At 50.8% G+C, this 24,495-nt stretch carries 21 protein-coding genes and 1 rRNA gene; 15 read left to right on the plus strand and 7 right to left on the minus strand.

Translation table 11 applies throughout. The annotated features are described in order from the left end of the window. Positions 1-119: 119 nt before the first annotated feature. Positions 120-1,659, minus strand: a 16S ribosomal RNA gene (locus tag HV213_RS25465). Positions 1,660-2,273: 614 nt separating this feature from the next. On the opposite strand from HV213_RS25465, the gene HV213_RS25470 reads away from it, so the two are divergent. Beyond that, the gene (locus HV213_RS25470) at positions 2,274-3,398 is read left to right on the plus strand and encodes a ribosomal protein uL16 3-hydroxylase (RefSeq protein ID WP_181483806.1); all 1,125 of its coding nucleotides are present in this window, start codon (positions 2,274-2,276) and stop codon (positions 3,396-3,398) included. 68 nt (positions 3,399-3,466) lie between these two features. Here HV213_RS25470 and surE read toward each other — a convergent pair whose 3' ends face one another. Continuing rightward, positions 3,467-4,342 carry a 5'/3'-nucleotidase SurE gene (surE, locus tag HV213_RS25475; protein ID WP_181483807.1) on the minus strand — a complete coding sequence of 292 codons (876 nt, stop codon included), beginning with the start codon at positions 4,340-4,342 and terminating at the stop codon, positions 3,467-3,469. A 493-nt stretch (positions 4,343-4,835) separates the two neighbouring features. On the opposite strand from surE, the gene HV213_RS25480 reads away from it, so the two are divergent. Further along, positions 4,836-5,615 (plus strand): histidine phosphatase family protein, encoded by a 780-nt coding sequence (locus tag HV213_RS25480; RefSeq protein ID WP_181483808.1) that lies wholly within the window; start codon positions 4,836-4,838, stop codon positions 5,613-5,615. Between the two features lie 84 nt (positions 5,616-5,699). Further along, entirely contained in the window at positions 5,700-7,043 is a 1,344-nt protein-coding gene (locus tag HV213_RS25485) for an OprD family outer membrane porin (protein WP_181483809.1), read from the plus strand. A 42-nt stretch (positions 7,044-7,085) separates the two neighbouring features. Here the strand turns inward: HV213_RS25485 and HV213_RS25490 are convergent, their stop codons facing one another. Further along, positions 7,086-8,450, minus strand: coding sequence for an MFS transporter (locus tag HV213_RS25490; RefSeq protein WP_181486504.1), 1,365 nt, complete (start codon positions 8,448-8,450; stop codon positions 7,086-7,088). A gap of 567 nt (positions 8,451-9,017) precedes the next feature. Between HV213_RS25490 and HV213_RS25495 the strand changes: the two genes are divergently transcribed. The 6 genes from HV213_RS25495 to HV213_RS25520 all read left to right on the plus strand — a co-directional run bounded on the left by HV213_RS25495 (position 9,018) and on the right by HV213_RS25520 (position 15,603). Beyond that, on the plus strand, positions 9,018-10,667 hold the full coding sequence (locus HV213_RS25495) for a signal transduction protein (protein ID WP_181483810.1): 1,650 nt from the start codon (positions 9,018-9,020) through the stop codon (positions 10,665-10,667). 144 nt (positions 10,668-10,811) lie between these two features. Then, the gene (locus tag HV213_RS25500; RefSeq protein ID WP_181483811.1) at positions 10,812-12,269 is read left to right on the plus strand and encodes an MFS transporter; all 1,458 of its coding nucleotides are present in this window, start codon (positions 10,812-10,814) and stop codon (positions 12,267-12,269) included. Between the two features lie 52 nt (positions 12,270-12,321). Further along, positions 12,322-13,425 (plus strand): mandelate racemase/muconate lactonizing enzyme family protein, encoded by a 1,104-nt coding sequence (locus HV213_RS25505; RefSeq protein WP_181483812.1) that lies wholly within the window; start codon positions 12,322-12,324, stop codon positions 13,423-13,425. Between the two features lie 24 nt (positions 13,426-13,449). Further along, on the plus strand, positions 13,450-14,277 hold the full coding sequence (locus HV213_RS25510) for an SDR family oxidoreductase (RefSeq protein ID WP_142463586.1): 828 nt from the start codon (positions 13,450-13,452) through the stop codon (positions 14,275-14,277). After that, entirely contained in the window at positions 14,271-15,182 is a 912-nt protein-coding gene (locus tag HV213_RS25515) for a dihydrodipicolinate synthase family protein (RefSeq protein WP_181483813.1), read from the plus strand. Before HV213_RS25510 ends, HV213_RS25515 begins: the two co-directional genes overlap by 7 nt. Beyond that, positions 15,169-15,603, plus strand: a complete 435-nt coding sequence (locus HV213_RS25520; RefSeq protein WP_181483814.1) for a GlcG/HbpS family heme-binding protein — start codon at positions 15,169-15,171, stop codon at positions 15,601-15,603. Before HV213_RS25515 ends, HV213_RS25520 begins: the two co-directional genes overlap by 14 nt. Before the next feature lie 106 nt (positions 15,604-15,709). Here HV213_RS25520 and HV213_RS25525 read toward each other — a convergent pair whose 3' ends face one another. The 3 genes from HV213_RS25525 to HV213_RS25535 all read right to left on the minus strand — a co-directional run bounded on the left by HV213_RS25525 (position 15,710) and on the right by HV213_RS25535 (position 19,227). Next, complete coding sequence (locus HV213_RS25525) at positions 15,710-16,672, minus strand: IS110 family RNA-guided transposase (RefSeq protein ID WP_197975051.1); 963 nt, start codon at positions 16,670-16,672, stop codon at positions 15,710-15,712. 299 nt (positions 16,673-16,971) lie between these two features. After that, positions 16,972-17,982, minus strand: coding sequence for a LacI family DNA-binding transcriptional regulator (locus HV213_RS25530; protein WP_181483815.1), 1,011 nt, complete (start codon positions 17,980-17,982; stop codon positions 16,972-16,974). A 210-nt stretch (positions 17,983-18,192) separates the two neighbouring features. Next, on the minus strand, positions 18,193-19,227 hold the full coding sequence (locus HV213_RS25535) for a DUF1176 domain-containing protein (RefSeq protein ID WP_181483816.1): 1,035 nt from the start codon (positions 19,225-19,227) through the stop codon (positions 18,193-18,195). Positions 19,228-19,578: 351 nt separating this feature from the next. Between HV213_RS25535 and HV213_RS25540 the strand changes: the two genes are divergently transcribed. The 5 genes from HV213_RS25540 (at position 19,579) to HV213_RS25560 (ending at position 23,249) form a co-directional block, all read left to right on the plus strand. Further along, positions 19,579-20,373 carry a DNA/RNA non-specific endonuclease gene (locus HV213_RS25540; protein ID WP_181483817.1) on the plus strand — a complete coding sequence of 265 codons (795 nt, stop codon included), beginning with the start codon at positions 19,579-19,581 and terminating at the stop codon, positions 20,371-20,373. A gap of 288 nt (positions 20,374-20,661) precedes the next feature. Next, entirely contained in the window at positions 20,662-20,985 is a 324-nt protein-coding gene (gene symE / locus HV213_RS25545) for an endoribonuclease SymE (protein WP_181483818.1), read from the plus strand. Between the two features lie 98 nt (positions 20,986-21,083). Further along, positions 21,084-21,545 (plus strand): hypothetical protein, encoded by a 462-nt coding sequence (locus tag HV213_RS25550; protein WP_049113955.1) that lies wholly within the window; start codon positions 21,084-21,086, stop codon positions 21,543-21,545. A gap of 33 nt (positions 21,546-21,578) precedes the next feature. Next, positions 21,579-22,307 (plus strand): hypothetical protein, encoded by a 729-nt coding sequence (locus HV213_RS25555; protein WP_181483819.1) that lies wholly within the window; start codon positions 21,579-21,581, stop codon positions 22,305-22,307. Positions 22,308-22,529: 222 nt separating this feature from the next. Beyond that, entirely contained in the window at positions 22,530-23,249 is a 720-nt protein-coding gene (locus HV213_RS25560; RefSeq protein WP_442788127.1) for a tyrosine-type recombinase/integrase, read from the plus strand. 8 nt (positions 23,250-23,257) lie between these two features. Here the strand turns inward: HV213_RS25560 and HV213_RS25565 are convergent, their stop codons facing one another. Further along, entirely contained in the window at positions 23,258-23,914 is a 657-nt protein-coding gene (locus tag HV213_RS25565; protein WP_074177393.1) for a RipA family octameric membrane protein, read from the minus strand. Positions 23,915-24,010: 96 nt separating this feature from the next. Between HV213_RS25565 and HV213_RS25570 the strand changes: the two genes are divergently transcribed. Further along, positions 24,011-24,493 (plus strand): DNA binding protein, encoded by a 483-nt coding sequence (locus HV213_RS25570; RefSeq protein ID WP_064381587.1) that lies wholly within the window; start codon positions 24,011-24,013, stop codon positions 24,491-24,493. The last annotated feature ends 2 nt before the right edge of the window (positions 24,494-24,495 follow it).

Below are 24,495 nucleotides of genomic sequence, written 5' to 3' on the forward strand. Positions count from 1 at the left end.
TTTCAGCTTGATCCAGATTTTTAAAGAGCAAAACTTCTTAATACACTCGAAAGTACATTAAGAAGTTCATCATTCATCAGACAATCTGTGTGGACACTACAAAGGCAGGTTCTTTAAGGTAAGGAGGTGATCCAACCGCAGGTTCCCCTACGGTTACCTTGTTACGACTTCACCCCAGTCATGAATCACAAAGTGGTAAGCGCCCTCCCGAAGGTTAAGCTACCTACTTCTTTTGCAACCCACTCCCATGGTGTGACGGGCGGTGTGTACAAGGCCCGGGAACGTATTCACCGTGGCATTCTGATCCACGATTACTAGCGATTCCGACTTCACGGAGTCGAGTTGCAGACTCCGATCCGGACTACGACATACTTTATGAGGTCCGCTTGCTCTCGCGAGGTCGCTTCTCTTTGTATATGCCATTGTAGCACGTGTGTAGCCCTACTCGTAAGGGCCATGATGACTTGACGTCATCCCCACCTTCCTCCAGTTTATCACTGGCAGTCTCCTTTGAGTTCCCGGCCGGACCGCTGGCAACAAAGGATAAGGGTTGCGCTCGTTGCGGGACTTAACCCAACATTTCACAACACGAGCTGACGACAGCCATGCAGCACCTGTCTCAGAGTTCCCGAAGGCACCAAAGCATCTCTGCTAAGTTCTCTGGATGTCAAGAGTAGGTAAGGTTCTTCGCGTTGCATCGAATTAAACCACATGCTCCACCGCTTGTGCGGGCCCCCGTCAATTCATTTGAGTTTTAACCTTGCGGCCGTACTCCCCAGGCGGTCGACTTAACGCGTTAGCTCCGGAAGCCACTCCTCAAGGGAACAACCTCCAAGTCGACATCGTTTACAGCGTGGACTACCAGGGTATCTAATCCTGTTTGCTCCCCACGCTTTCGCACCTGAGCGTCAGTCTTTGTCCAGGGGGCCGCCTTCGCCACCGGTATTCCTCCAGATCTCTACGCATTTCACCGCTACACCTGGAATTCTACCCCCCTCTACAAGACTCTAGCCTGCCAGTTTCGAATGCAGTTCCCAGGTTGAGCCCGGGGATTTCACATCCGACTTGACAGACCGCCTGCGTGCGCTTTACGCCCAGTAATTCCGATTAACGCTTGCACCCTCCGTATTACCGCGGCTGCTGGCACGGAGTTAGCCGGTGCTTCTTCTGCGAGTAACGTCAATGAATGCGGTTATTAACCACATCCCCTTCCTCCTCGCTGAAAGTACTTTACAACCCGAAGGCCTTCTTCATACACGCGGCATGGCTGCATCAGGCTTGCGCCCATTGTGCAATATTCCCCACTGCTGCCTCCCGTAGGAGTCTGGACCGTGTCTCAGTTCCAGTGTGGCTGGTCATCCTCTCAGACCAGCTAGGGATCGTCGCCTTGGTGAGCCGTTACCTCACCAACAAGCTAATCCCATCTGGGCACATCTGATGGCAAGAGGCCCGAAGGTCCCCCTCTTTGGTCTTGCGACGTTATGCGGTATTAGCTACCGTTTCCAGTAGTTATCCCCCTCCATCAGGCAGTTTCCCAGACATTACTCACCCGTCCGCCACTCGTCACCCGAGAGCAAGCTCTCTGTGCTACCGTTCGACTTGCATGTGTTAGGCCTGCCGCCAGCGTTCAATCTGAGCCATGATCAAACTCTTCAATTTAAGTTTGATGCTCGTGAATTAAACTTCGTAATGAATTACGTATGTTCACTCAGAGACTTGGTATTCATTTTTCGTCTTGCGACGTTAAGAATCCATGTCACTTTGAGTGCCCACACAGATTGTCTGATAAATTGTTAAAGAGCAGTGCAACGCGGCTTTCGCTCACCGTTGCGAGGTCCCGTATAATACGTTTTCCTCTTTCAGAGTCAACCCGTTATTTCAGGATTTTTTCTCTTCAACCGACCCGGCTGTTTGTGTGAAGTGATTCACATCTGCCGTGTCAGTGGGAGCGCATTATAGGGAGCTCCCCGGATATAGCAACCCTTAAAATACAAAAAACTTATCAAGCGTTCATAATTTGAACTTCCAGATTGCAGCCATATCGATAGAAGCAAAGAAAACCCAGGCTCCATGCGGCCTGGAGAGATTTATCGTCAAACATGAATTTTCGCGAAAAGTAACGCTAATCTCGTTCCCCCCTCCAGATCTCCCTTTTCTTTTCTTATGTCGTTACCTCAAGTGATGAATTAAGCAACACCCTTGACCCATGACAAGGCAGCGCGAGGTCGCGGCTTTCTATAATCAGGCCCGTTTCTTCTTATTGGTGTGAACCTATGGCTTATCAACTCAACATTAACTGGCCCGAGTTTTTAGAAAAGTACTGGCAAAAGCAGCCGGTAGTATTAAAGAAGGCTTTCACGGACTTCATCGATCCGATTACGCCAGATGAGCTGGCAGGGTTGGCCATGGAGCCGGAAGTCGATAGCCGATTGGTGAGCCTGACGAACGGGCAATGGCAGGCCAGCAACGGTCCATTTGAACATTTTGATGGTCTCGGCGAGACGGGCTGGTCATTGCTGGCGCAGGCCGTAAATCACTGGCACATGCCTGCTGCTGAACTGGTTCGTCCTTTCCGCGTGCTGCCGGATTGGCGCTTAGACGATCTTATGATCTCTTTTTCCGTACCGGGCGGCGGCGTTGGCCCGCATATCGACCAGTACGATGTCTTTATTATTCAGGGTATGGGTAGCCGGCGCTGGCGCGTGGGCGACAAACTGCCGATGCGTCAGTTCTGTCCGCATCCCGCGTTGCTACATGTTGATCCATTCGCACCGATTATTGATGAGGATCTGGAGCCTGGCGATATTCTGTATATTCCACCGGGATTCCCGCACGACGGCATTACCCATGAAACGGCGCTGAACTACTCCGTCGGCTTCCGTGGCCCTAATGGCCGCGATCTGATCAGCAGCTTTGCCGATTATGCGCTAGAGAACGATCTTGGCGACGAGCACTACAGCGATCCTGATTTAACCTGCCGTGAGCATCCGGGCCGGGTAGAAGAGTATGAGCTCGAACGTCTGCGCGACATGATGATCGAGATGATTAGCCAGCCGGAGGACTTCAGGCAGTGGTTTGGGCGCTTTGCCACCACACCGCGTCACGAACTGGATATTGCGCCAGCTGAACCGCCTTTTGAAGAAGAAGAGATTGCTGATGCCCTGACGGGTGGTGAAATGCTCACTCGCCTGAGCGGCCTGCGCGTATTGCACATCGGCGATAGCTTCTTTGTGAATAGTGAACAACTGGAGCCTACAGAACCCAATGCCCTGGACGCGCTTTGCCGCTATACCCTTTTGGGCAAAGATGAACTGGGTGAGGATGCGCTGCGCAATCCAGCCTTTATTGCCGAGCTGACCCGTTTGATTAACCAGGGCTACTGGTTCTTCGACGAATAGCATTTCAACGTCAGTTCATATATAGAAGGCGCGAATAACGCGCCTTCTTCTTTTATATCGCTATAACATCATTTTCCGAACAAAGTCTCGTACTGTGCCTGGAACTGCGGCGCGTTCCATGAACCATCAAACAGGGTGTATGTGATATATCCTTTATTCAACCAGCCCGAGTCATTATCCCCTTCTGCTGGTTTCATCGCTTCCGGATTCATCGTCTGTTTTGCCGTTCCGTCCGCCAGCAGTTCATAGCCAATCTGCGGCGCGGGGTATTGTTCATTCTCAATATAATGAACGCCTTTGATTTCAGCCGACGGCAGCGGCGGATAGTTGATACTCAACCCCGATCCCTGCGGCAAAATTGGACTACCCGGTTTATGAGCGGCATTAAGTTTATCCACCAGCGTAACGACATAATCCACCGAGTCAGGCCAATATTTATGAGTACTCGGCCACTTGTTTTTCATCTCTTCTTCTGTGAAACGATAGCCGATGCTGGCGGCAATCGCCGGGAAACCGTAGCGCAAGGCGCGAACCGCCGCGCTCACAGTACCGGAGTTAACCTGTGCCATGCCGGTATTAGGACCATCATTGACGCCCGAAATCACCAGATCCGGCGGCGCGTCTTTCAGCACGCCCCACAGGCCAAAATCCAGTGCATCAGCGGGAGTTCCAGGGAAGCAGTAGCGTTTATCAGCCACTTTTTTAACGTCAAAAACCTTGCCTGTCTTAAAGGTTATCGCAGACCCGATACCGCTCTGGTTGGTTGCCGGGGCCACCATCCAGACGTCATACCCTTTTTCCGCCAGTTTTTCCTGCAACGAAGTGGTGCCAACAGACTGACAACCATCGTCATTAACCAGCAGTATTTTCAGCGGTTTTTCAGCAGCCTGAACTGAGGCAGCGGATAGCGCCAGAATGGCGGCAGTCAGAATTTTCGTTCTCATCTTCATTCCTTATTGGGTAGCAGAGATATTTCTTAGGCGCAAAAAAAAACCTAAGCCCCCTGCCGCAAGCCAAATTGGCGTACAGGGGGCTTAGGTTTTGCCTGTGGTCAGTAACAATCCCAAAGTGAAGGAAAAATAACGCCTGATGAGTGAAGAGTCCAGCGTGTGTCGCTGTATTTTGTGACAGACCTCAAGCACTGAATATTATTTCAATAAAAAACCACCAATTAATCCGAAATTCAATCATGAGAAACTTCTCAATCACAAAATCAACTCCATGAAGATGATCACATTTATTGACATCAATAATCACAAGGGATGTTTTTTAGAATATTTGGTGATACCGTAGTCGATGTTGGATTGTTACTGTTAAAGAACAGGCGAAACCTACGTCAGAAAGTTCGAGCAAGCATGATGTTATTTATGCTTCGTATCGGATATCTGAGGTAGGTTTTTTTTTGCTTATAAAAAGACCATGCAAATGGAGAATAATATGAAGAAGTGGCTAATCGCATTAATGATGACGGCAGGTGCGGCAACCTGTTCCGCCGCTGAGGTCAAAAATGATGACGGAGTAAATATCTATTTTTCCCGCCATGGAAAAACGCTGCTGAATACTTTCGATCGAGTTCAGGGTTGGGTAGATTCACCGCTTACCGAAGACGGTATCCGCGTCGCACGCTATCTTGGCGAAGGGTTAAAAGACATTCCATTTGATAGCTTCTATTCCAGCGATGCCGGACGCCAGCGGGAAACCATGCAGGTAATCCTTAAGCAAGCCGGAGTGAGTAATTACCAACTTACTGAACTAAGCGGCCTGCGCGAAGCGTTCTTCGGCGGTTTCGAAGGTGGCTATAACAAAGATATGGCCGACGCAGGGGCAAAACAGTTGGGTCTTAAAGATGGCGCCGCGCTTTTCAGCCAAATGAAGGCCGGCACTCTATCTGTTGATACCAACCAGAATGCACTAGCGGCTGCCGACCCTAAAGGGATGGCGGAAAATTATCAGCAGGTCAAAACGCGTACTCAGGCAGCCCTGCATACAATCGTTGAAAACGCGCAGGCCCGCGGCGATAAAAACGTGCTGGCGATTTCATCCGGCACTGCAATGCAGATAATGATTTCAGATTTAACGGACGATAGCGCGAAAAATAAACCGCTCGCCAATGCTGCCGTGGTGAAAATTGTTTATAAAGACGGAAAATATACCGTTCCTGAAATCGGCACCATGAAATATGTCGAAGCCGGAAAACAATCTCTCGATAAAAAATAAAACCAGCATTTAGTTATTCATTACTGCAGGCTGCAGGCGAAATTGTTTCGCCCGGATCGCTGCGTCCCTACTCTGGGGTTTATTATGAAAATCAATACAATTACAGTCGCCATTATGATGCTGGCTATTCCCACCAGCGTCTGGTCCTCCACGACCAAAAACAGCATTCAAGAACGCGATATGGTTAATACCATGCTCGACGACCCATTATTTAGCCAGTCGCACATGACCTTATCTTTTAAAAACTACTGGAAATATCTCAAGGAAGAAGAAACCGAGCCGAAAAAGGTCCATAACGCCTGGGGTCAGGGCGTCGCAGTGGATTACCAGTCAGGTTATTTTGCCGATATTATCGGTTTTGATGCCACCTACTACGGGGCGATGAAACTCGGTGCCAGCGATTACTTTAACTCCCGTGGCGTACTCTACAATGACGGCAGCGGTAATAAAAAAAGCAACGCCGAAGGTTTTTCAAAAATTGGCCAACGCAACGTCAAGCTGCAATACCGCCTTGAGGGTATCAATCTGAATGCCCGTTGGGGCTGGCAGACGATGAAAAACTACGGCGTCATCTCCAACTCCACCCGCCTCTCACCGACGACCTATTTAGGCTGGACCGGCGCGGTGAACTATGGTCCGTTTACGCTGCGCGGTGCGTACATCGAAAGCTCGATGGATCGCAACTCGCCGGATAAGAAACGCTTTCAGACCAATAGCGGACAATATATTAACCACATCGCCAGCGGCGATATTCTGTGGCAAAGCGAGCTCTTGAACATGCAGTACGCCTATGGTGAAAGCGATAACTATCTGCGCCGCCATATCCTGTTCACTAATCTTAAGCCGATGAAAGCACTGAATATTGGTACCCAGGTGTACGCCACCCATGCGCTGGATGAGTACAAAAACATGCCAGCCAATAAGCGTGATTTTGACGACGACGCCTGGCATATCGCTATGGACGTTAAGTGGCAGGCCGACAACTGGAGCACCAAATGGGGTCTGGGCTATACCGATGCCAATAAGGCTAATGAAGTGGGATTCTATCCACGTCACATGAGCAAAAACTCGCGCGGCACCTTTACCTCAATGGCCTATGCAGGTAATGACTATATGCGCGACGGCGAACTGGTGCTCTCCAATATGTCGGATTACAACCTGACGCCAGAGCTGGCTATTGGCCTGGCCGGTAACATTGCCCAGTTTAACTACCGTGGCAACCATGTTCGTACTGGCGAAATCAACGCCTTTAGCCGCTGGGTGCCAACGCATCCGAGGCTGAAAAACCTCACCGTCTGGGCGATGTTCGGACCGGGCTGGTCTTATAAAATGAATGGCAAAACCCCGGTGCTGACCGACGGTCATTACAGCCGGGCCAACTCGCTCTCCTCAGAAGTGATTATCGAATATAAGTTTAATCTGTTCTGATATGCTCGCCCCGCCTCCATTGGCGGGGCAAACCTTCACTAATTACTTCTTCACATCATTGAGTTCATCGTTATAGCTTTCCCGCGTCACGCATACGCAGAGAATGGTAATCAGCGCCATACAGGCAAGAAACAGCGAGATAGGCCACGACTCGCCGCCGGACCACACCAGCAGTAAAGTGCCGATCATCGGCGTTAAGCCGCCAACAATATTCGCCAACTGGAAGCCTAACGACACGCCGGTATAGCGCACGCTGGTGTCAAATAGCTCCGAAAAGAAAGCGGGCTGAACGCTGAACATCATCCCCAGCCCAATGGAATAACAGAAGGTGGTGGCGAACATAAACATTTTCACCGAGCCAGAATCGATCATCCAGAACAACGGGAAGGCAAAGATCAGCGTGATGGCAGCCCCTGCAAGATACACCGGGCGACGGCCAATTTTATCGGATAGCCAGCCAAAGAATGGGAAGGTAAAGATACCAACGAAGCTAGCTAACAGCAGGCCATTTAGCGCCGTTTCACAGGTGAAGTTCAGCTCTCTGGTGACGTACGACATGAAGAACGCCACCGTCAGCCAGCCCAGCACAATCTCCCCCATGCGCATGCCCATCGCCAGGAACACCGCTTTGCGATGGTGCTTCAGCACAGCGAGAATCGGAAACTGTTGTTCCGCCGCTTTCGGCGCGTTCTGCTGCTGTTTCTGATTTTCCTGAAATACCGGCGTCTCTTCAATGCGTGAACGGATAAACATCCCCACGAACAGCAGTGCGATACTCAGCAGGAAAGGCACGCGCCAGCCCCAGGACATCAGGTCATCTTCCGGCAGCATCACCACCAGCGCGAAAACGGCAGTCGCAATAAACAATCCCAGCACATTACCCAACTGGACAAAAGTGCCAAAAAAACCGCGACGATTACGCGGCGCATATTCGGTAATAAGCGTGGTCGCCCCGCCCCACTCGCCGCCGATGGCAAAGCCCTGACAGAGACGCAGAAAAATAAGGATCAGCGGCGCAGCGTTGCCAATGGTGTCGTAGCTGGGGATGAGTCCAATACAGAACGTCGAGATCCCCATAATCATCAGCGACAGCACCAGCGATTTTTTACGACCAATTTTATCGCCGTAGTGGCCAAAAACGATGGCCCCGATGGGTCGGCTCACAAAAGTGATCGACAGCGTCAGGAAGGATACTAGCAGCGCCATCAGCGGTGAGAGATTGGGGAAAAAGAGCGACGGGAACACCAACGCGGCGGCGGTACCGTAAATAAAAAAGTCATAGAACTCGATGGTTGTGCCGGATAAACCCGAGCCTAGCACGGTGATCAGCTTTCTTCGTTCATGCTTTTGTAGCGATGTTTGTTCGTCTTTTGCAGGGGCAATGGCTGGCGAGGTAAGCATAGTCATCATTAAATCCTCTGTCCTGAATCATTATTGTTAAATCGGGCGGCGCCTGGCTAACAGCAGTGGCGAAGGGAAAATCGCCAGCAAGCTAACTCGAATTAGCTAATTATAACAAGATACCGAGATTCACAACGTGAATGCTAAAAGAGTGTGACCAGGATCGGTTAAATTTTAACACTCATGAAAATCACCGATGCCGGTAAGGCGTTCTAAAAAAAGACATAACTCATTAAAAATAAATGAAATACCTGTTAATTAGTGTTCAAGAATAACCAACCCACTTCTCTTCACCCATTTTTCCCACCTTCTCAACGCTTTTACAGGCATTTGTCCCTCCATACTCAGAACAAATTAAATAAAAACTTAAATATCAATATCTTAATAAAACAATATTGATAGCCATCACAAAATCCCGGTAAAGGGTTTGTCCCTGTCTTTTTTTTATCCTAATTTGCTAATTCGAGTTAGCTAATGAAATCAGCAACCAAAGAAGCGGCTGATACGGCATGAAACCATGCGCTGCACGATGAACGATAACTAAGCTACCTATCCCCTACAGGAGAAATTCACATGTTGAATTTAACGTTACCCGCGGAAGCCGAGTTTATTACCCCGAAATCAGGCGAAGTCTTGATGGTCACCAACGCGGATCTCCGCGAACCGGCTAACGTCACCTGCTGGCCCACGCAAAAATTATTTGAACAGCGTCTGGAAGCGGCGCTGGAAACATTAGGCTACCGCATGCGCCGCGCCCATCCGGTCAATGAGAGCCGCGGTCACGGGTTTATCAGCAGCCAGAAGGAAGGTAGCGATCTGTTCGCCCAAATCGATCCGGATGCGCCGGTTATCGTCCTGCTGACCGCCTGGCAATACTCTCACCATCTTGCCCCTTCGCTGGTGCATCATCGCGGCCCCATTTTGCTGCTCGCCAATTTCGATGGCACCTGGCCGGGCCTGGTCGGCATGCTCTGCATGGCCGGATGCCTCACCAGCCTTGAGCGTAACTACTCGCGGCTGTGGTCCGAAACCTTTGCCGATGACGCGTTTATTCGCGGCTTAGAGACCTGGCTGCGCGATGGCCATCTCAGCCATAAGCTCGGCTATCTGCATCCGGTCGCCCCCAGCGCGCCGCTGCTGGCCAGCGAAGCCGGGCAGATTGGCGTTAAAGTTGGGCAGTCGATCCTCAAACATAAAGCCATTGTCGGCCTGTTCGACACCTTCTGTATGGGGATGATCAACGGCGTGTTCCCGCAAAAAGCAATGATCGACGTGGGGATGCCGGTGGAGTCGCTGTCGCAATCGGCGCTGCTGGTTGAGATGAATAAAGTACCGGCCGCCCTGCGCGAAGCCTGCCTCGACTGGTACGAAACCCGCGGAATGCAGTTCAAATTCGGCCCTGACAGCGCGCAGGATCTCACCCGGGAGCAGGTGCTGGAACAGTGCGCAATGATGATCGCCATGGCGCGTTTCGTGAAGCGATTCGGGCTGACGGCGGTTGGCGTGCAGTATCAACAGGGGCTCAAAGACAGCTGTGCGGCCTCTGATTTTGCAGAGGGCGCTATCGGCAACGCCGAACGCTTCCCGATCCCGGATGAGCACGGCGAGATTATCTGTCAGGATGCGCCAATCCCCTGTATCAACGAGGTGGATATGGGCAGCGCCATCCCGCAGGTAATGCTGGCGAAGCTGCTCGGCGCGCTGGGTATGGAGAGCGAAACCACACTCCACGATATCCGCTGGGGTAGCGAATACAACGGCACATTTTATTGGGATCTGGAGATCTCCGGCGCGGTCCCGTTCGCCCATCTGAAAGGCGGGATCGCCGGAGCCACCGGCTATCGCCAGCCGCCGATGTTCTTCCCCTATGGCGGTTCAACTATCGCCGGACAGGGCAAAGCCGGGCGCTTTATCTGGGCGCGCGCGCACTATGAAGGCACTCAGGTGATCCTGCACATCGGCACCGGTACCGCCGTCGAACTACCGCATGACGAGTTCGAACGCCGCCGCAAGGCGACAAACTACGAGTGGCCGCTACTCAACGCCGTTCTCGACGGGGTTTCGCGCGACGATTTAATGGCGGGACACCAGAGCAACCATCTCAGTCTGGCTTACGTAGAGGAGGAGGTTTTATCCGAAGTGCTGAACGCCTTTATTGCCCAGGCGCTGACGCAAAATATAAAAGTCTTTATCGCAGGCGATGCTCATTTATTAATGAAATAAAAACTGATTCGCTTATGTAATTTTTACGTTGTTAGCGATCCTGGCAAACATCCGCTTAATTCGTCTCTTTATCGCCCATAAAGAGCGGGTCAACGCGCATCTGTCCGGACGGGCCCTGTGCCTGCCCGGACAAGAGAGGATTATATGTATCAGCAGCAACATATTGAATTTATTATCCAAAAGGCAAAGAAACGGCTCGACCTACAGGAAGCCCCCGGCTGTACCAAAGCGGGATGGCTAATGATCACCGCATTACTTATTGAGTCATGGGATATTTATTCCATGGCGTTTATCTTATTCGCCCTGAAAGACATTTATGAACCCAGCAGCTGGCTGCTCGGTTTTACCGCCGCCGGTACTCAGCTCGGCGCGGTTATCGGCGCACTGCTCGGCGGCTGGCTGACCGACAAGCTCGGACGACGCAAAATTTTCCTCTGGTCGATGATCCTGTTCGCGATTTTCGCCGTTCTTCAGGGCCTGGCGCCCAATATGTACTGGCTGGCGATTATTCGCTGCCTCGCCGGGATCCCAGTGGGCGCGGACGTGGCCAACGGCTTTACCTACATCATGGAAGTCATGCCGAAAGGCAAGCGTGAAGTGATGGCGAACCGCTGGCAGTTTATGTTCGCGCTGGGAATTATCGCCGCTATCCTGCTGGTCACTACTCTGGTCGCGCTTGATGTTCACCCGGATATGATCTGGCGTATCGTGCTGGCGGTTCCGGCCATTCCTGCCTGTCTACTGCTGTTTATGCGTCGGGAGCTACCGGAAACCCCAGCGTGGTTTGTTGAACGCGGCCGCTTTATCGAAGCTAAAAAAGCCTCCCGCGAATATTACGGCGAACAGGACGGCCGCCTGCTGGACGACATTCTGCCCAACGAAAACGTCGCTATCGCCGACCCGACGCTCAAAGAGACGTTGCACGATCTGTTTCGCCGCCCGTTTACCCGCCGCACAACCCTGTTCGGCTGGTTCTCCTGCGCCGTACAGTCGTTTGAGAACTATGCCTTCTCGTTCTTCCTGCCGCTGATCCTCGTCACCATCGGTATTTCCGGGCAGATCCAGAACAACCTCGCTCTGCTGGCGGTGAACTGTATCGCCGCGCTCTCAGCGTTCGTTGGTCCATTGCTGCTGCCGACACTCGGCCATAAAGGGCTGAGCAAATACGGCTTCCTGCTGGTGACCATTGGTATCTCGATTTCGGCGTGGGGCGTCTATAGCAGCAGCTTCGCTTTTATCATCTTCGGCGCAGCGCTGATGCTGTGGGGCCACTACTGGGACTCTGAAAGCGGGATGACGGTCATCTCCCTGGTGGCAAAACCGCGCTACCGCGGCGTGGCGTCCGGCATCGGCTACACCATCGTCAAGGTCACCGCCTTCGTCACGACTCTGGTATTCCCGGCCCTGTTTGAGGCAGTCGGCGTGCCAGTCGCCTCAATGATTATCGCTATCGCGCCGTTCTGCGCCTTCCTCGCCTCCATTTTCCTGCTGCCGGAAGTCTTCGGTCATGCGGTGGGCGACGAAAACGATCAAGAACATGATGCCAGCCCGGCAATCGCCCTGCAGGGTCATGAATCCCCGGCCTCAACTTCTAAACATTAACCGTCCGGGCCGCAGAGGCGGCCCCCGCTGAACACATAAAGGAAGGAATCAGATGAACAGCACAAAAATGCCCGTGATTGAAAATATCGAACTGATGACCGCCCGCGTCCCGCTACCGGAAGGCCCATGGGGGGATCAGATTCACCACGTCACCGATATCGAAGTGGCGATTGTTGATGTCTACGGCTCGAATGGTCACGTTGGTACCGGTTTTAGCCACACTTCCGGCTGGTGCGGAAAAACTATCTCCGCACTGATTGCCGAGATTATCCCCGACGTGATCGGCCAGCCGCTCTCACCGCGCGGCCTGTGGCATCGTTCGTATAAACATATTCACGACGTCGGCGGCGCAGGCGTCACCACCCATGCTCTGGCGGCGCTGGATATTGCCTACTGGGATCTTTTAGGCAAAACCCTCAATGCGCCGATCATCGACATTATTGGCCGCGTGCGCGATCGCGTTCCGCTGTACGGCAGCGGCATCAACTTGCATCTGTCTATCGAAGAAGTGATCGACCAGGTCAAACGCTGGAAAAGCACCGGCTACCTGGCGGCGAAAGTGAAAGTCGGTAAACCGACGCTTGAGGAGGACGTAGAGCGGCTGCGCAAAATTCAGGAAGCGGTGCCGGGATTTCCGCTGGCGGTGGACGCCAACCAGGGCTGGAACTTCCCGCAGGCGCTGCGCGCGCTCAAGCTGTTCGAGCCGCTCAATTTGTTATGGATTGAAGAGCCTCTCCCCTCCGACGATATCACCGGCCATCTCAAGCTTCGCGAACGCAGCACTACGCCTATCGCGCTGGGCGAAAACGTCTATAACTTAAACCAGTTCACGCAATACATCGAGAGCGGCTGTGCGGATTACATCCAGGCGGATCTCGGACGCGTCGGCGGGATCACTGGTTATCTGGATATCGCCGCCGTCGCCCGCGCGCACAACCTGCCGATGACGCCGCATTTTGTCATGGAGCTCAGCGCCAGCCTGCTGGCGACGGTACCGAATATCTCTTACGCCGAAATGACCGACGGCGGACGCTGGAAAGATCTGCGCATTATCGCCGAAGCGGGCGAAGAGGTGGACGGCTACTACGTGCCGAGCGAACGACCGGGCCACGGCATCATTCTCGATCGTGACTATCTCGCAACACACAAAATCTAACCACTCAGTGATGGGGAAAGGACAATGGAAGACACGTTATTCTCAGTTAAAGACAAGGTCATCATCGTGACCGGCGGCCTTGGACAGCTGGGGGCGCAGTACGTGAAGACCTTGCATGAGCGCGGCGCAAAGGTGGCAGCGCTAGCCACCCGTGTCGATGCCGCACGTATCGATCGCGTGCTGGGGGCGATAAAGGACTCCGACCGCTTGCTTTGCGCGGAAGTGAATATTACCGACAAAGCCAGCATTAACCGGGTTCTTGATAGCATAGAAGCGAAATGGGGCGTGCCGGATGGCCTGGTGAATAATGCAGGGGTTGATACCCAGCCCAGCGCGCCGCCGGAAGTTTCCGGCCCGTTTGAGGAGTTTCCGGAAGAGGTATTCCGCGAGGTGGTGGAAGTGAACCTGGTCGGCACCTTCCTGATGACTCAGCAGGTTGGCAAGCGCATGAAGCAGGCCGGCAAAGGCGGCTCGATTATCAACGTCGGATCGATCTACGGCGTGGTCTCCCCGGTGCAGGATATCTATAGCTATAAAAAAGAGGATACCGGTATTCCGTTCGTCAAACCGGTGGCCTATTCGGCGGCAAAGTCCGGGCTGTATAACTTTACCCGCTACTGCGCCACCTACTGGGGCCGCGACGGCATTCGCGTCAATACCCTGACCCTTTCCGGCGTTGAGCGTAGCGACCAGGATCCGCGTTTTCAGAAAAACTACACCAACCGAATTCCGATTGGTCGGATGGCAAAACCGCATGAGTACAACGGTGCGGTGGTGTTCCTGCTCTCCGACGCGTCGGTCTATATGACCGGCTCCAACGTCGTCGTGGATGGAGGCTGGACCGCATGGTAAACGATAAATGGCAGGTTTTTCGCGGCATTATCTCCGCCGTGGTGACGCCGATGAATGCCGACGAGTCGGTAAACTATGCGGCGCTGGACACCCTCGCCCGTACCCAGCTGGCGCGTGGTGTTGAAGGCTTTTACTGCTGCGGCTCCTCCGGGGAAGGGCCGTTACTGCGTTTCGATGAGCGCAGGCAGGTGCTGGCAACGCTGGTACAGGCGGCGGAGGGCAAAGTGCCGGTAATTTCCCACGTCGGAACACCGCGCACCCGGGATGCCGTCGAGCTGGCAAAAAGCGCCGAGCAGGACGGGGCCAGCGCTGTATCGCTGGTTCCGCCCTACTACTACAAATATAGCCGCGAGGAGATTATCGCCTACTACCGTCGGGTACTGGACGCCATTTCGATTCCGGTGATTTTGTATAATATTCCGCAGTTTACCGGCGTCGAGCTTGACCATCAGACCGCCGAAGCGCTGCTCGGCGACGAGCAGGTACTGGGGGTTAAACATACTTCGCATAACCTCTATTCGCTGGAGCGGATGATCGCCCGCTATCCGGACAAAGTGTTCTTTAACGGTTTCGATGAGATCTTCCTTTCCAGCCTCGCGGCAGGTGCGACGGCCACCGTCGGCACCACGGTCAACCTCCAGCCGGAGCTGTTTCTCGCTCTGCGCAGCGCGTTTAAGCAGGGCGATATCGCCCGGGCGCAGCGCTTACAGCAGCAGATTAACGAAGTAGTGGAAAACCTGGTGGCGCGCGGCGTATTCCAGTCGGCGAAGTATCTTGCCGGTAAAGAGACCGTCGATACCGGGCCAACCCGCGAGCCGTTTGTGGCGCTGACGGCGGCGCAAAAAGACGAGCTGGATGACCTCTATCTGCGCTTACGGGGGTATATCGCCGATGCCCGGCAATAACAGGCTATGTACCCAGAGTCGCCTGAACGATAGCGCCATTTGCCAGCAGGTGGCGCTGTTTTTACAGGAGACCGAAGGCGATGCACAGACCAGGGACCTGGCGATAGCGGTGGTGGGGCCGGAGGGCGAGCTTATCGCCTTTGGCGCACATACTCGCTGCCCACCGCTGCCGCGTCAGCTGGCCCAACGCAAGGCCTGGACTGCCCTGCGCTTTCGTCGTCCGACGGCAAAGCTTGCGGAAGAAGTCAGCGTTGGTAGCCTACGGCTGGAGGTGTTTCACGACCCGCAACTGCTGGCGATGCCGGGCGGTGTGCCGGTGATGCTTGATGGGCTGGCGATAGCTGGCGTTGGGGTTAGCGGCCTGCCGCCGGAGTTAGACGCCGAGCTGGCAGCACAGTTTGCTCAGCGGCTGATTGCGTAATCGTTCCCGGAGGCGGTGCTGCGTACCTGTCCGGGCTACGCGTCATATGCCAGCTCCGACGCTCTTTTCCCCCTCTCCCTTCCAGGGAGAGATACCGTCTTGCCGGTTATCCTGCAAGTGGTATTTCAGCGTTAAATTCATGCCCGGATTTCACCACACCATAAGCCAGCTGCAGTAATTTCCTCATTCCTGCACACACTCGCTCTTTCCCTGTCTTACCCCGGGCTGCAAGCCTTTCCATCAGGTTTTTCACCACCTTATTGCATCTTCCTGCCACTACCGCTGGCATATACAGTGCGCTACGCAGCTCTGCATGGCCCACTTTCGACAGCCTGCTTTTCCCTTTCCACATCCCTGACTCACAACGACGAGGATTCAAACCAGCATACGCCACCAGTGCCTTGCTGTTGCTGAACCGTCGCAGATTTCCTGCGAACGCCAGCAGGCTCACACTCAGCATGTCTCCTATTCCGGGGATACTTTTCAGTAGCTCCCGGTCCCGCTTCAGGTCTGGGTTATCATCGATATGCCGGTTGATTTTATTGCGGGTTTCTTCAATCAGCTCATCCAGCATCGTAACGTGTTCATTCAGGGAAGGAACGATGACTTCATCTGCTGCCTCAAGGCGGTTCATCTCCATCTGACGCATCTCTTCCAGGTTACGCAGGTGGCGTACCAGAGCCGTCAGTTGTCGTTCGCTCAGCGGCGCAGGATGCCAGGGGGCCGGCTGATACAGAGCGCAGTAGCGCGCTATCAGCGCCGCGTCGCTTTTGTCCGTTTTATTGCGGGTCAGTTCAGTGTTTGCGAACGCATGGATACGTGCCGGGTTTTCAAGGCTGACGCAGCAGCCATTATCGGCCAGCAGGGTGGCCAGTTCAGTGCTGTAGCAACCTGTTGCCTCCATGCAGACATGACAGTGACCAAAACGCGCCAGCCAGTTCAGAAATTCGCGGCATCCGGCTGGGGTATTGGCGAATTTTTTGGTTTTGTACTTCTGGTTTGGCAGCAGGACAGCAACGTCGAATTTGAGTTTGGCGATATCAACGCCGACAGGGACAAGATTCATCATGGTACTCCGTAACCTTATGAATATTATCGCCGGACCATCCTTATATGTGGGTGCTCAGGGCACAGGATACCGTTCGGTCTTGAGGCGACAGGGAAACAGGTTACCGGGGCATAATCTCTCCCGCGGGCTCAGGGGCTCCAGGGCTGGGTGATGCTCACCGGTAACCTCCCGATGATCAGTCGGGGATCTTCTCCGCCGGAACGGAGAAGGTCAAGACATAAGGGCCGGGGTGAGGGTTTGACGCCGTATCACATTGAGCGATCTGCTCGCCGCCTCCGGGAAAGCATTCACGCTCCCACTTAACTCCGCTGCTTCTCCACCGACAAAGGGCGGTGAATCAGCGTCATTGGCACCGTGATCTTCACGTCGGCATTTTCGCCCTGCAGCTTCTGCTGCATCAGATGAAACGCGTGCTGGGCCCAGGCGTCCTCGTCCTGACGCATCGACCACACCGCATTCGGCAAGAAACCTAACATCTGATGTTCATCGAAGGTCCCTATTGGAATATCCGACGGAATAAAACCATAGGTTTCCCGCAACGCACTTAGTGTTCCCTCCAGAATCGGCAGCGATGAGGCGATAAACGCCTTCGGCGGCTCCCGATGCTGGCGGAGAAAATCGAGCATCAGCTGCTTACCCTCTTCCTGACGGTTATGGCTGGCCGACAAAATCCACTCTTTCCCGGCGGGAAGCTCGCTCAGATAGCCCTGCAAGCGGCGCTGGATCGACGGTTGCTGGGTATCCCCGGCGATAAAAAAAATCGGCGAAACATCTACCGCCTGAGTCATCGCCTGCACCAGCTTTTTACTGCCGTTGTAGTTATCACTCACCACCAGCGATACATCGCTCTCACCAAAATCACGGTCGAGCAGCACCAGCGGTCGCTTGCGCGCTACCTTCTGATGATGCAGCTGTGTTTCCCGATTAGAAGGCACGACAAATAATCCATCAACATTGCGCGCCAACAGCCCTTCGACCAGGCTGTTTTCATGCTCGCTGTCGCTGTAGGTACAGGCGATCATCAGTTGATACCCTGCCTGGCGGCAGCAGGCTTCCAGCTTTTCCGCCAGGGTGGAGAAAAACAGGTTCGACAGGCGCGGGATCACCAACCCTAAGGTCTCGGTTTTATTGAGCTTCAGGCTGCGGGCGATGTGGTTAACGACCAGCCCGTTCTCAGCGATATAATCATTAATACGCTGCTGCGTTTTGGCGCTGATGCGGTACTGCTCAGCTTTACCCCCCAGCACCAGCCGCACGGTAGTAATCGAGATTTCCAGCGCTCTGGCGACTTGCTCAACGGTTTTGGCCATAACATCATTTTCCATAACGAACAGAACTGCTTAATCATAAACTAATTCGAGTTAGCAATACATTAGATGGGCTGTTATTTTGAACAAGGCGTCGACCTGCTGAGGTCATTGACGTTACACATATCGATCTACAGTGGCGATTGCCTTATCCTCCGGCACTGACTTTGATAAATGTGCCGGAGGGAATGTTTTCCGCGTTATTTCAGCGCATTACTTTCCAGGTTTAACATCAGCTACCCAGGTGGGGAGATCCCATGTCCCACCCATGCGTAAATATCGACACATTCCGGTCGTCGCTTCGCGGCTTTTGCGGAACGTTGTGCCATCCCAAACCCAGCTTGCCGTTCCCCAGCAATCCCCAAGACCGCGCCCTTTCTGGCCCAGAAAAATCTCACCCTCGCCATAATCAGAACCTGAAATAGTGATGAGCTCCGGTTTCCCCTCAAGTTTGCTGTCAATGACCCAGTAACCGTGCCCCGTGTTATATGCCGCCCGCCAGCATAGCGCTGAAATCAGCGAGTGGGCGTTATCCAGCGGCGTCAGACTGATGGTTTCTGCTTCTTCCCCCTCTTCAGGCTGGATGCGATCGCACCAGTCATCCTCCTTCAGGGTTACCAAAAGTTTTGGCTTGAGTACCGCCAGTTCAGGCGCTGTCAGCGCTCTTTCCTGAGCCTTCTCAGGCTTAACCTGGTAAATAACCGGCGCGGGAACCGCAGCCAGGACGCTGCTCTCCGGCTTATCACCTTTTTTGGCTAACGCGCCCGGCGTGCCGATTCGCCCCTGAACATCGTCCATTTTCAGCAGCACCGCATAAGCGCCATCGCCGGAGAGCACAAACGGGTCCGGACCGCCTTTAAATTCAATTTTTCCGCTACCTTTGACCGCATTGATGATTTCGACAGTTTGTTTGTCCGACAGTGGCCAGGTCTCTTTTTCGGGCTTCACTTCGCCCACAGGCTGATCATTGATCCACAGCGTCAGCTTGTCAGGATAAACATCGCTATCGGTAATCTCTGCCAGCATCAGTTCACCTGACACCGCAGTCCTCGCTCCGGCCCGACGGGTCAGCAGTACTGAACCACCGACACCTTCGTCGGGGCTGTATCCCGCCGCCCGGCAGGTCAGCGTGTTATCACAAACCACTTCCCAATCTTTATGGCTGAATGAAACGCCGCTTTTTTCCGCCAGCGCGGGGGCGCTGAGTACGGCTAATGTCAGCAATCCTGCCCTAATTCCCTTTTTCATACCGTTTCTCCCTACTGGATAATTCTCCGTAGTCTGAACAATGCCCGTGACGGAGAGAAGTGTTTTTCCCTTCTCTTTTATTCTTTTCAGACAACATCATGGATTGTTGGTCCCTTTGTCCTTCATCAAGCATTCTCACATCGCGATCAGTCCAGAGTGTTGGGTGGGAATATATTTTTTTGGCATCATCCAACATCATTTGATTATCAAAAAATATCATCCAGCGTGATGTTTAATCATCTTGTGATATTGCGCTCGGTCGCGTTTTTCTGGTTGTTTTTATTCTCTCACTTCATCTTTCAAATTCATTTATGAATTTGGATTCACATTCGCTACCACGTTATAAATAAAATGAAGATATATAGATTTTTTGGCCTGTTGCCATCGTTATTTTTAGGGCTGGCGTACGCCGCCGGTACATCCGCCATCGATAATTGTGAAGTGGGCTGCCCGACCGGCGGAAGCGCGCAGACACTGGTTCGTGAAGCCTATACGCTGAATAACAACAGCCGCAGCAAATTCGCTAATTGGGTGGCATATAAAATCACCAAAGTCAGCCAGGCCAGCGGTCGCTCGCGCAGCTGGAAGCGCGATCCGGATTTGCCCGCCGCAGATACGTTAGCCCCTGCGGCCTATAAAGGGGCAAGCACGGCGCTGGCTGTCGATCGCGGACATCAAGCGCCGCTCGCCGGGCTGGGCGCAAGCGCGGACTGGCAGACATTAAACTATCTCTCCAATATTACGCCGCAGGAGTCCGGGCTCAATCAAGGTGCATGGGCAAGGCTGGAGGATAAGGAGCGCGCCCTTGCCGAGCGCAGCGACGTCACCACAGTCTGGTCCGTAACCGGGCCGCTGTTCGAACGGCATATTGCCACCCTGCCCGCCGCGCCCGACGTGGAGATCCCCAGCGGCTACTGGAAGATTATTTTTATCGGCTCCAGTCCGGATAAAGGCGAATACGCGGCGTTTTTACTGGATCAGGCGACGCCAAAAAGCGCCAGTTTTTGTGATTATCAGGTAACGGTGGAAGAAATTGAGCAACGAACCCATCCGGCGCTCTCTTTTTGGTCTGCCCTGCCGCCGGAGATTGCCCAAAGCCTGAAGACCCATAAAGGTACGCTGGCGAAGGAGTTAGGGTGTTCTTGATTTGATATTTTCATCCTGATTCAGGCATTAAATTTATATTATTTTTCGAGACTGTTTTTGGTTATTTAAGCAATATCAGGAAAGGTATTTACCGTTGGAGCTAAATAATCGGGTTATGTATTTCATTCATTCTTAACATGTGGTTAAAGGCGTTTATTATGTCCGATTAAATTCTGGACTTTGCGTTTATTACTGGTTAGGTTTACAGGTGTTATTTAGCGCGGTGCGAATGTGTTGGCGCACGCCCGCACCGCTGATCACAATTACTATTATGAAGGAATAGCAACCATGACTGATATCGATTGTATTGTAGATTCGCTTGATCCAGAAGTGTCGCCGAAGAATAAGCGTCAGTTGACGGTGAGTTATGTGAGGCGTTTGCCAGATCGTAGCCGTATTCCGGCGGTGATCATGAAAGGCGAATGGCTGGCGGCGGCAGGATTTACGACCGGCACCAAGGTAGCTGTGCGGGTGATGAACGGCTGTATCGTGTTGACGACAATCGAGCCAGAGCCGGAACTGGAAGCCGCGATGCGCAGAGTAGAGAAGCTGTCGGCCAGGAAGCAGAAGCAGGTCAGAGAGTTTATCGGGGTTATTGGGGGACGGGGTTGAGGGGTCAGCCACATCGAAGCCCTCATAATAATGAGGGCTTCATAAGATAAGTTCAGTATTGTAAATTTACCTTTAACTACACTGGCTAAGGAATAAGCATGTTAAAATCATATATTGTCCCTATCAACATGAAAAATAATAATTATTATAAAGAAATAAAGAAAACCTTGGATACAATAATCATGTCTTTGCTTGGAGTTGTAGTATACTCTGCTATATCTTTAGATGTGAATTTAAACTACCCTCCTGATTGGATAGTTAGTTTACTCTATGTTTTCTTTATACTGTTTATAGTTAGAGTAACGTTTGCGTCATCACCAACCATTATATTTATCAAGCCTTCAAACTGTAAATTTAAAAAATGCTTAGCTAAAATATTTAGCTATATTACAACGTTACTGATAGGTGTGACTTGCTCAGCATTATATACTGCCATCAACTCTACGCCAGAAAAGATCATAAAAACATCTATAATTTTCCTTCTGTGTTATTGCCTGACTACAATTTCTTTATGTTTTTTTGGTTACTTTTCTATAAATCAAATTATAAAAAAGAAATAAACAAAACAAACTACAATATAAGGAATTAAATAAATGAGTCCTGTAAACGAAATAGATATTGCAAAGCTGGTTTTGCTACCCGCGGTTTTATATGTGGCTAAAAAGATCATCGACTGGGCGGGAAAAGTGATGTCCAGCCCGCCAGCAAAGCGAAAAATTCACTTCGAAAAGGTACCTATTGAAACGAAAATAGAGGTGCTGAATAAAATCGCTGAGATAGCGAACGCTGAAATACCCGACACTAAACTCTCGAGGACGCATCAGACGGTACAAATAAAGTTTTTGTATGAGCAGATCGGGATTACTCTTCCTGTCTGGCACGCCCATCAGCTGATCGCGTTTATCGCTGATAAAAATATCGGCTCATATGATGTACGATTAATGAGTTTCCTTAAAAACCCATCCTTATATCGTTGTGAAGACAAGCATTTTTCTGTAGATGCTAAAAAAATAAAAAATTTTCACATCGTTAGCGGGATTTTCTGGCTAATTTCAATAGTCATTTTTGCTTGCGCCTGGTGGACAACAATACAATCATTACTAGCCAGCGGGGGCGTAAATTCGGTTATCGCATTTTCACTGTTTTACTTTATTTCCGCTATTGTGGTCACTGGCTTTATCTTTAGCCAGGTTGAAGATACCTGGCAAAGCACCAGATTCGCCAGGCTGTTTGAAAGGTGGTGTGAGGATGAAGCGCGGGTGGATAGTGTTGAGGGTGCTGTGCTAACCACATCGGAGCCAGAAGAACAGATACCTCAATAGGAGGTTTTCAAATGATGAAATGCAGACACAAAAAAGATTTTTAGTGGACTGATTGGGTAATTTGGTGCGAAGGCCGGACTCGAACATCGCAACTATCCTTTTGATCTTAAGACATTAAAAATTACCACAATGGGTATGATACCATCATTGATACCATCACGCGCACCTATTTACTAGAATCCGCAGGTTCAAACCAAGTATCAAGGTCAATTTTCATCAAGTATGCACTTTTTGCAACTCTTCGACCATGCAATCAAGCTTGGATTATTGTTAAACAATCCAGCTTCTGCGTTTAAGGTCAATGATGCAGGTGGAATCGAAAAAAGCAGAGAAAGAGCATTGAATCTGGAAGAAATTGGTCAGGTGTTTAGAGTTTTCAAAGAACACTCTGACAGCTTCTCTCGTGATAACTACCTTGCCTGTGCCCTACTACTACTCCTTGCTGTTCGCAAAAGTGAGCTAACCGAGGCTCCTTGGGCAGAATTCGATTTGGATGAGAAAAAATGGTCTTTACCCAAGGCAAGAAGTAAGTCTGGTGAAGGAATCGTCATCCCGCTTCCCCCGCTCGCTATTAAGATTCTTGAAGAGCTAAAGGTCAGAGCTTTTGGTTCTGATTATGTCTTCCCTAACCGCAGGGTGAGTAAGTCGAGGCATATGGGGAAAGATACCCTCAACAGGGCGATAGCTAAACTATTCGGGATCGAACCGGGTAAGAAGCAACCACCTAATGTAATGGGAAATATTGAATATTTCACTGTCCATGACTTACGAAGGACTTGTAGAAGTTTACTTGCATCACTGTCTGTTCCCCCACATGTCGCAGAAAGATGTCTGAACCACAAGCTGAAGGGTGTAGAAGCTATTTATGACAGGTATGATTATTATGAAGAAAGAAGAAAAGCCCATCTTTTATTAAACGACGAGCTAAAACGAATAATTTAATTTCCAAGTTATTTTCTTTTTACCCATTCACTTTTAGAAAAAGTCATAGAAGATTTACAGGCAAAACCCATGGAAAGACAAAATGAAAAAGATAATACCAGGATGGCTATACAATACCAATTATGATTATCATAAAGCTTCAACTTAATCACTTCCCTAAATAAAACCGATAACCATATAAATAACACATAATAGCTTATTGCTTGATTAATTTTTGTAACAGAGTATGGTTTTGAACTTAAAAATAGTTTATTTAGGACACTTCTCTCATTTTTTCCTAAATGAGAATTGGCTACAACTTTATATAATGGGCCTGTAATATCATCTTCTAACATATCAACATGTTTTTCCCAATTTTGCTGCCAAAACTTACTTCCTTTATTAACGCAAACCCAAGCGAATGAAAAGACAACTCCTAAACATCCCACTAATAAAGTAAGCTCTCCCCTATACTCTGCTAATAAACTGTTAGATGATTGAATAGCAATGAATGCAACCAAACTTGCCCCAATGAAAGTCCAAAAATAAGTGGCCCTTTTCCAATATAATTCTATTTCGAACTTCCGTATTTCAAGAGCATAAGTTAAAGCTTTGTCTCTCTTACATGGGTTTGACAGAAAAGCCTCCTCATAATCCAAATCATTGAAATCATTACTTTTTTGCATGTAATCCTCCTGATATTTTTGTATGAATATTAAGTTGTACTAAGGTGTAAGTAGTATATATAATTGAGACTACTCTCATTACCAAAGGGTTAATACATGTATAATCAACAACTTAGCACTCTTATAGTATCTTTGGTTGATACTGATACCAACCGTATAATGGCAAATCCTGGTGAAGATGCTGGTAAAGGTAGCCAATACATATGGCTGAGTAAAGACACTCTTGATTTTTTCCCTCCATTAGATCAAAAAAATGATCGGGAAAAAGTTGCAGAGTATACTCTCATCAATTTAAATTATGTTGACCTAAATGAAATACGCGAAGAGAGAGTTACTTACGAAGCCGATAATAACATGGATGTCAGGCTTGGTACTGGGAGACTACGATATAGAAAAATAGCACAGCCTGGGGATTTAGCCTGTATAACAAGAACCGGAGTTAAAGAATATCAACTAAGAATAATACAACAAGGCTCTGCCTCATATGATCTATTAAAAGCCAAAGCAACTACTTCTATCGGTCATAAAGGTAAGAAATTTGGTTTCTTGGATAACGAAACATTTTTCCAAATTATATAATA

The sequence above is a fragment of the Klebsiella sp. RHBSTW-00484 genome, from assembly GCF_013705725.1.
Classification (GTDB): domain Bacteria; phylum Pseudomonadota; class Gammaproteobacteria; order Enterobacterales; family Enterobacteriaceae; genus Klebsiella.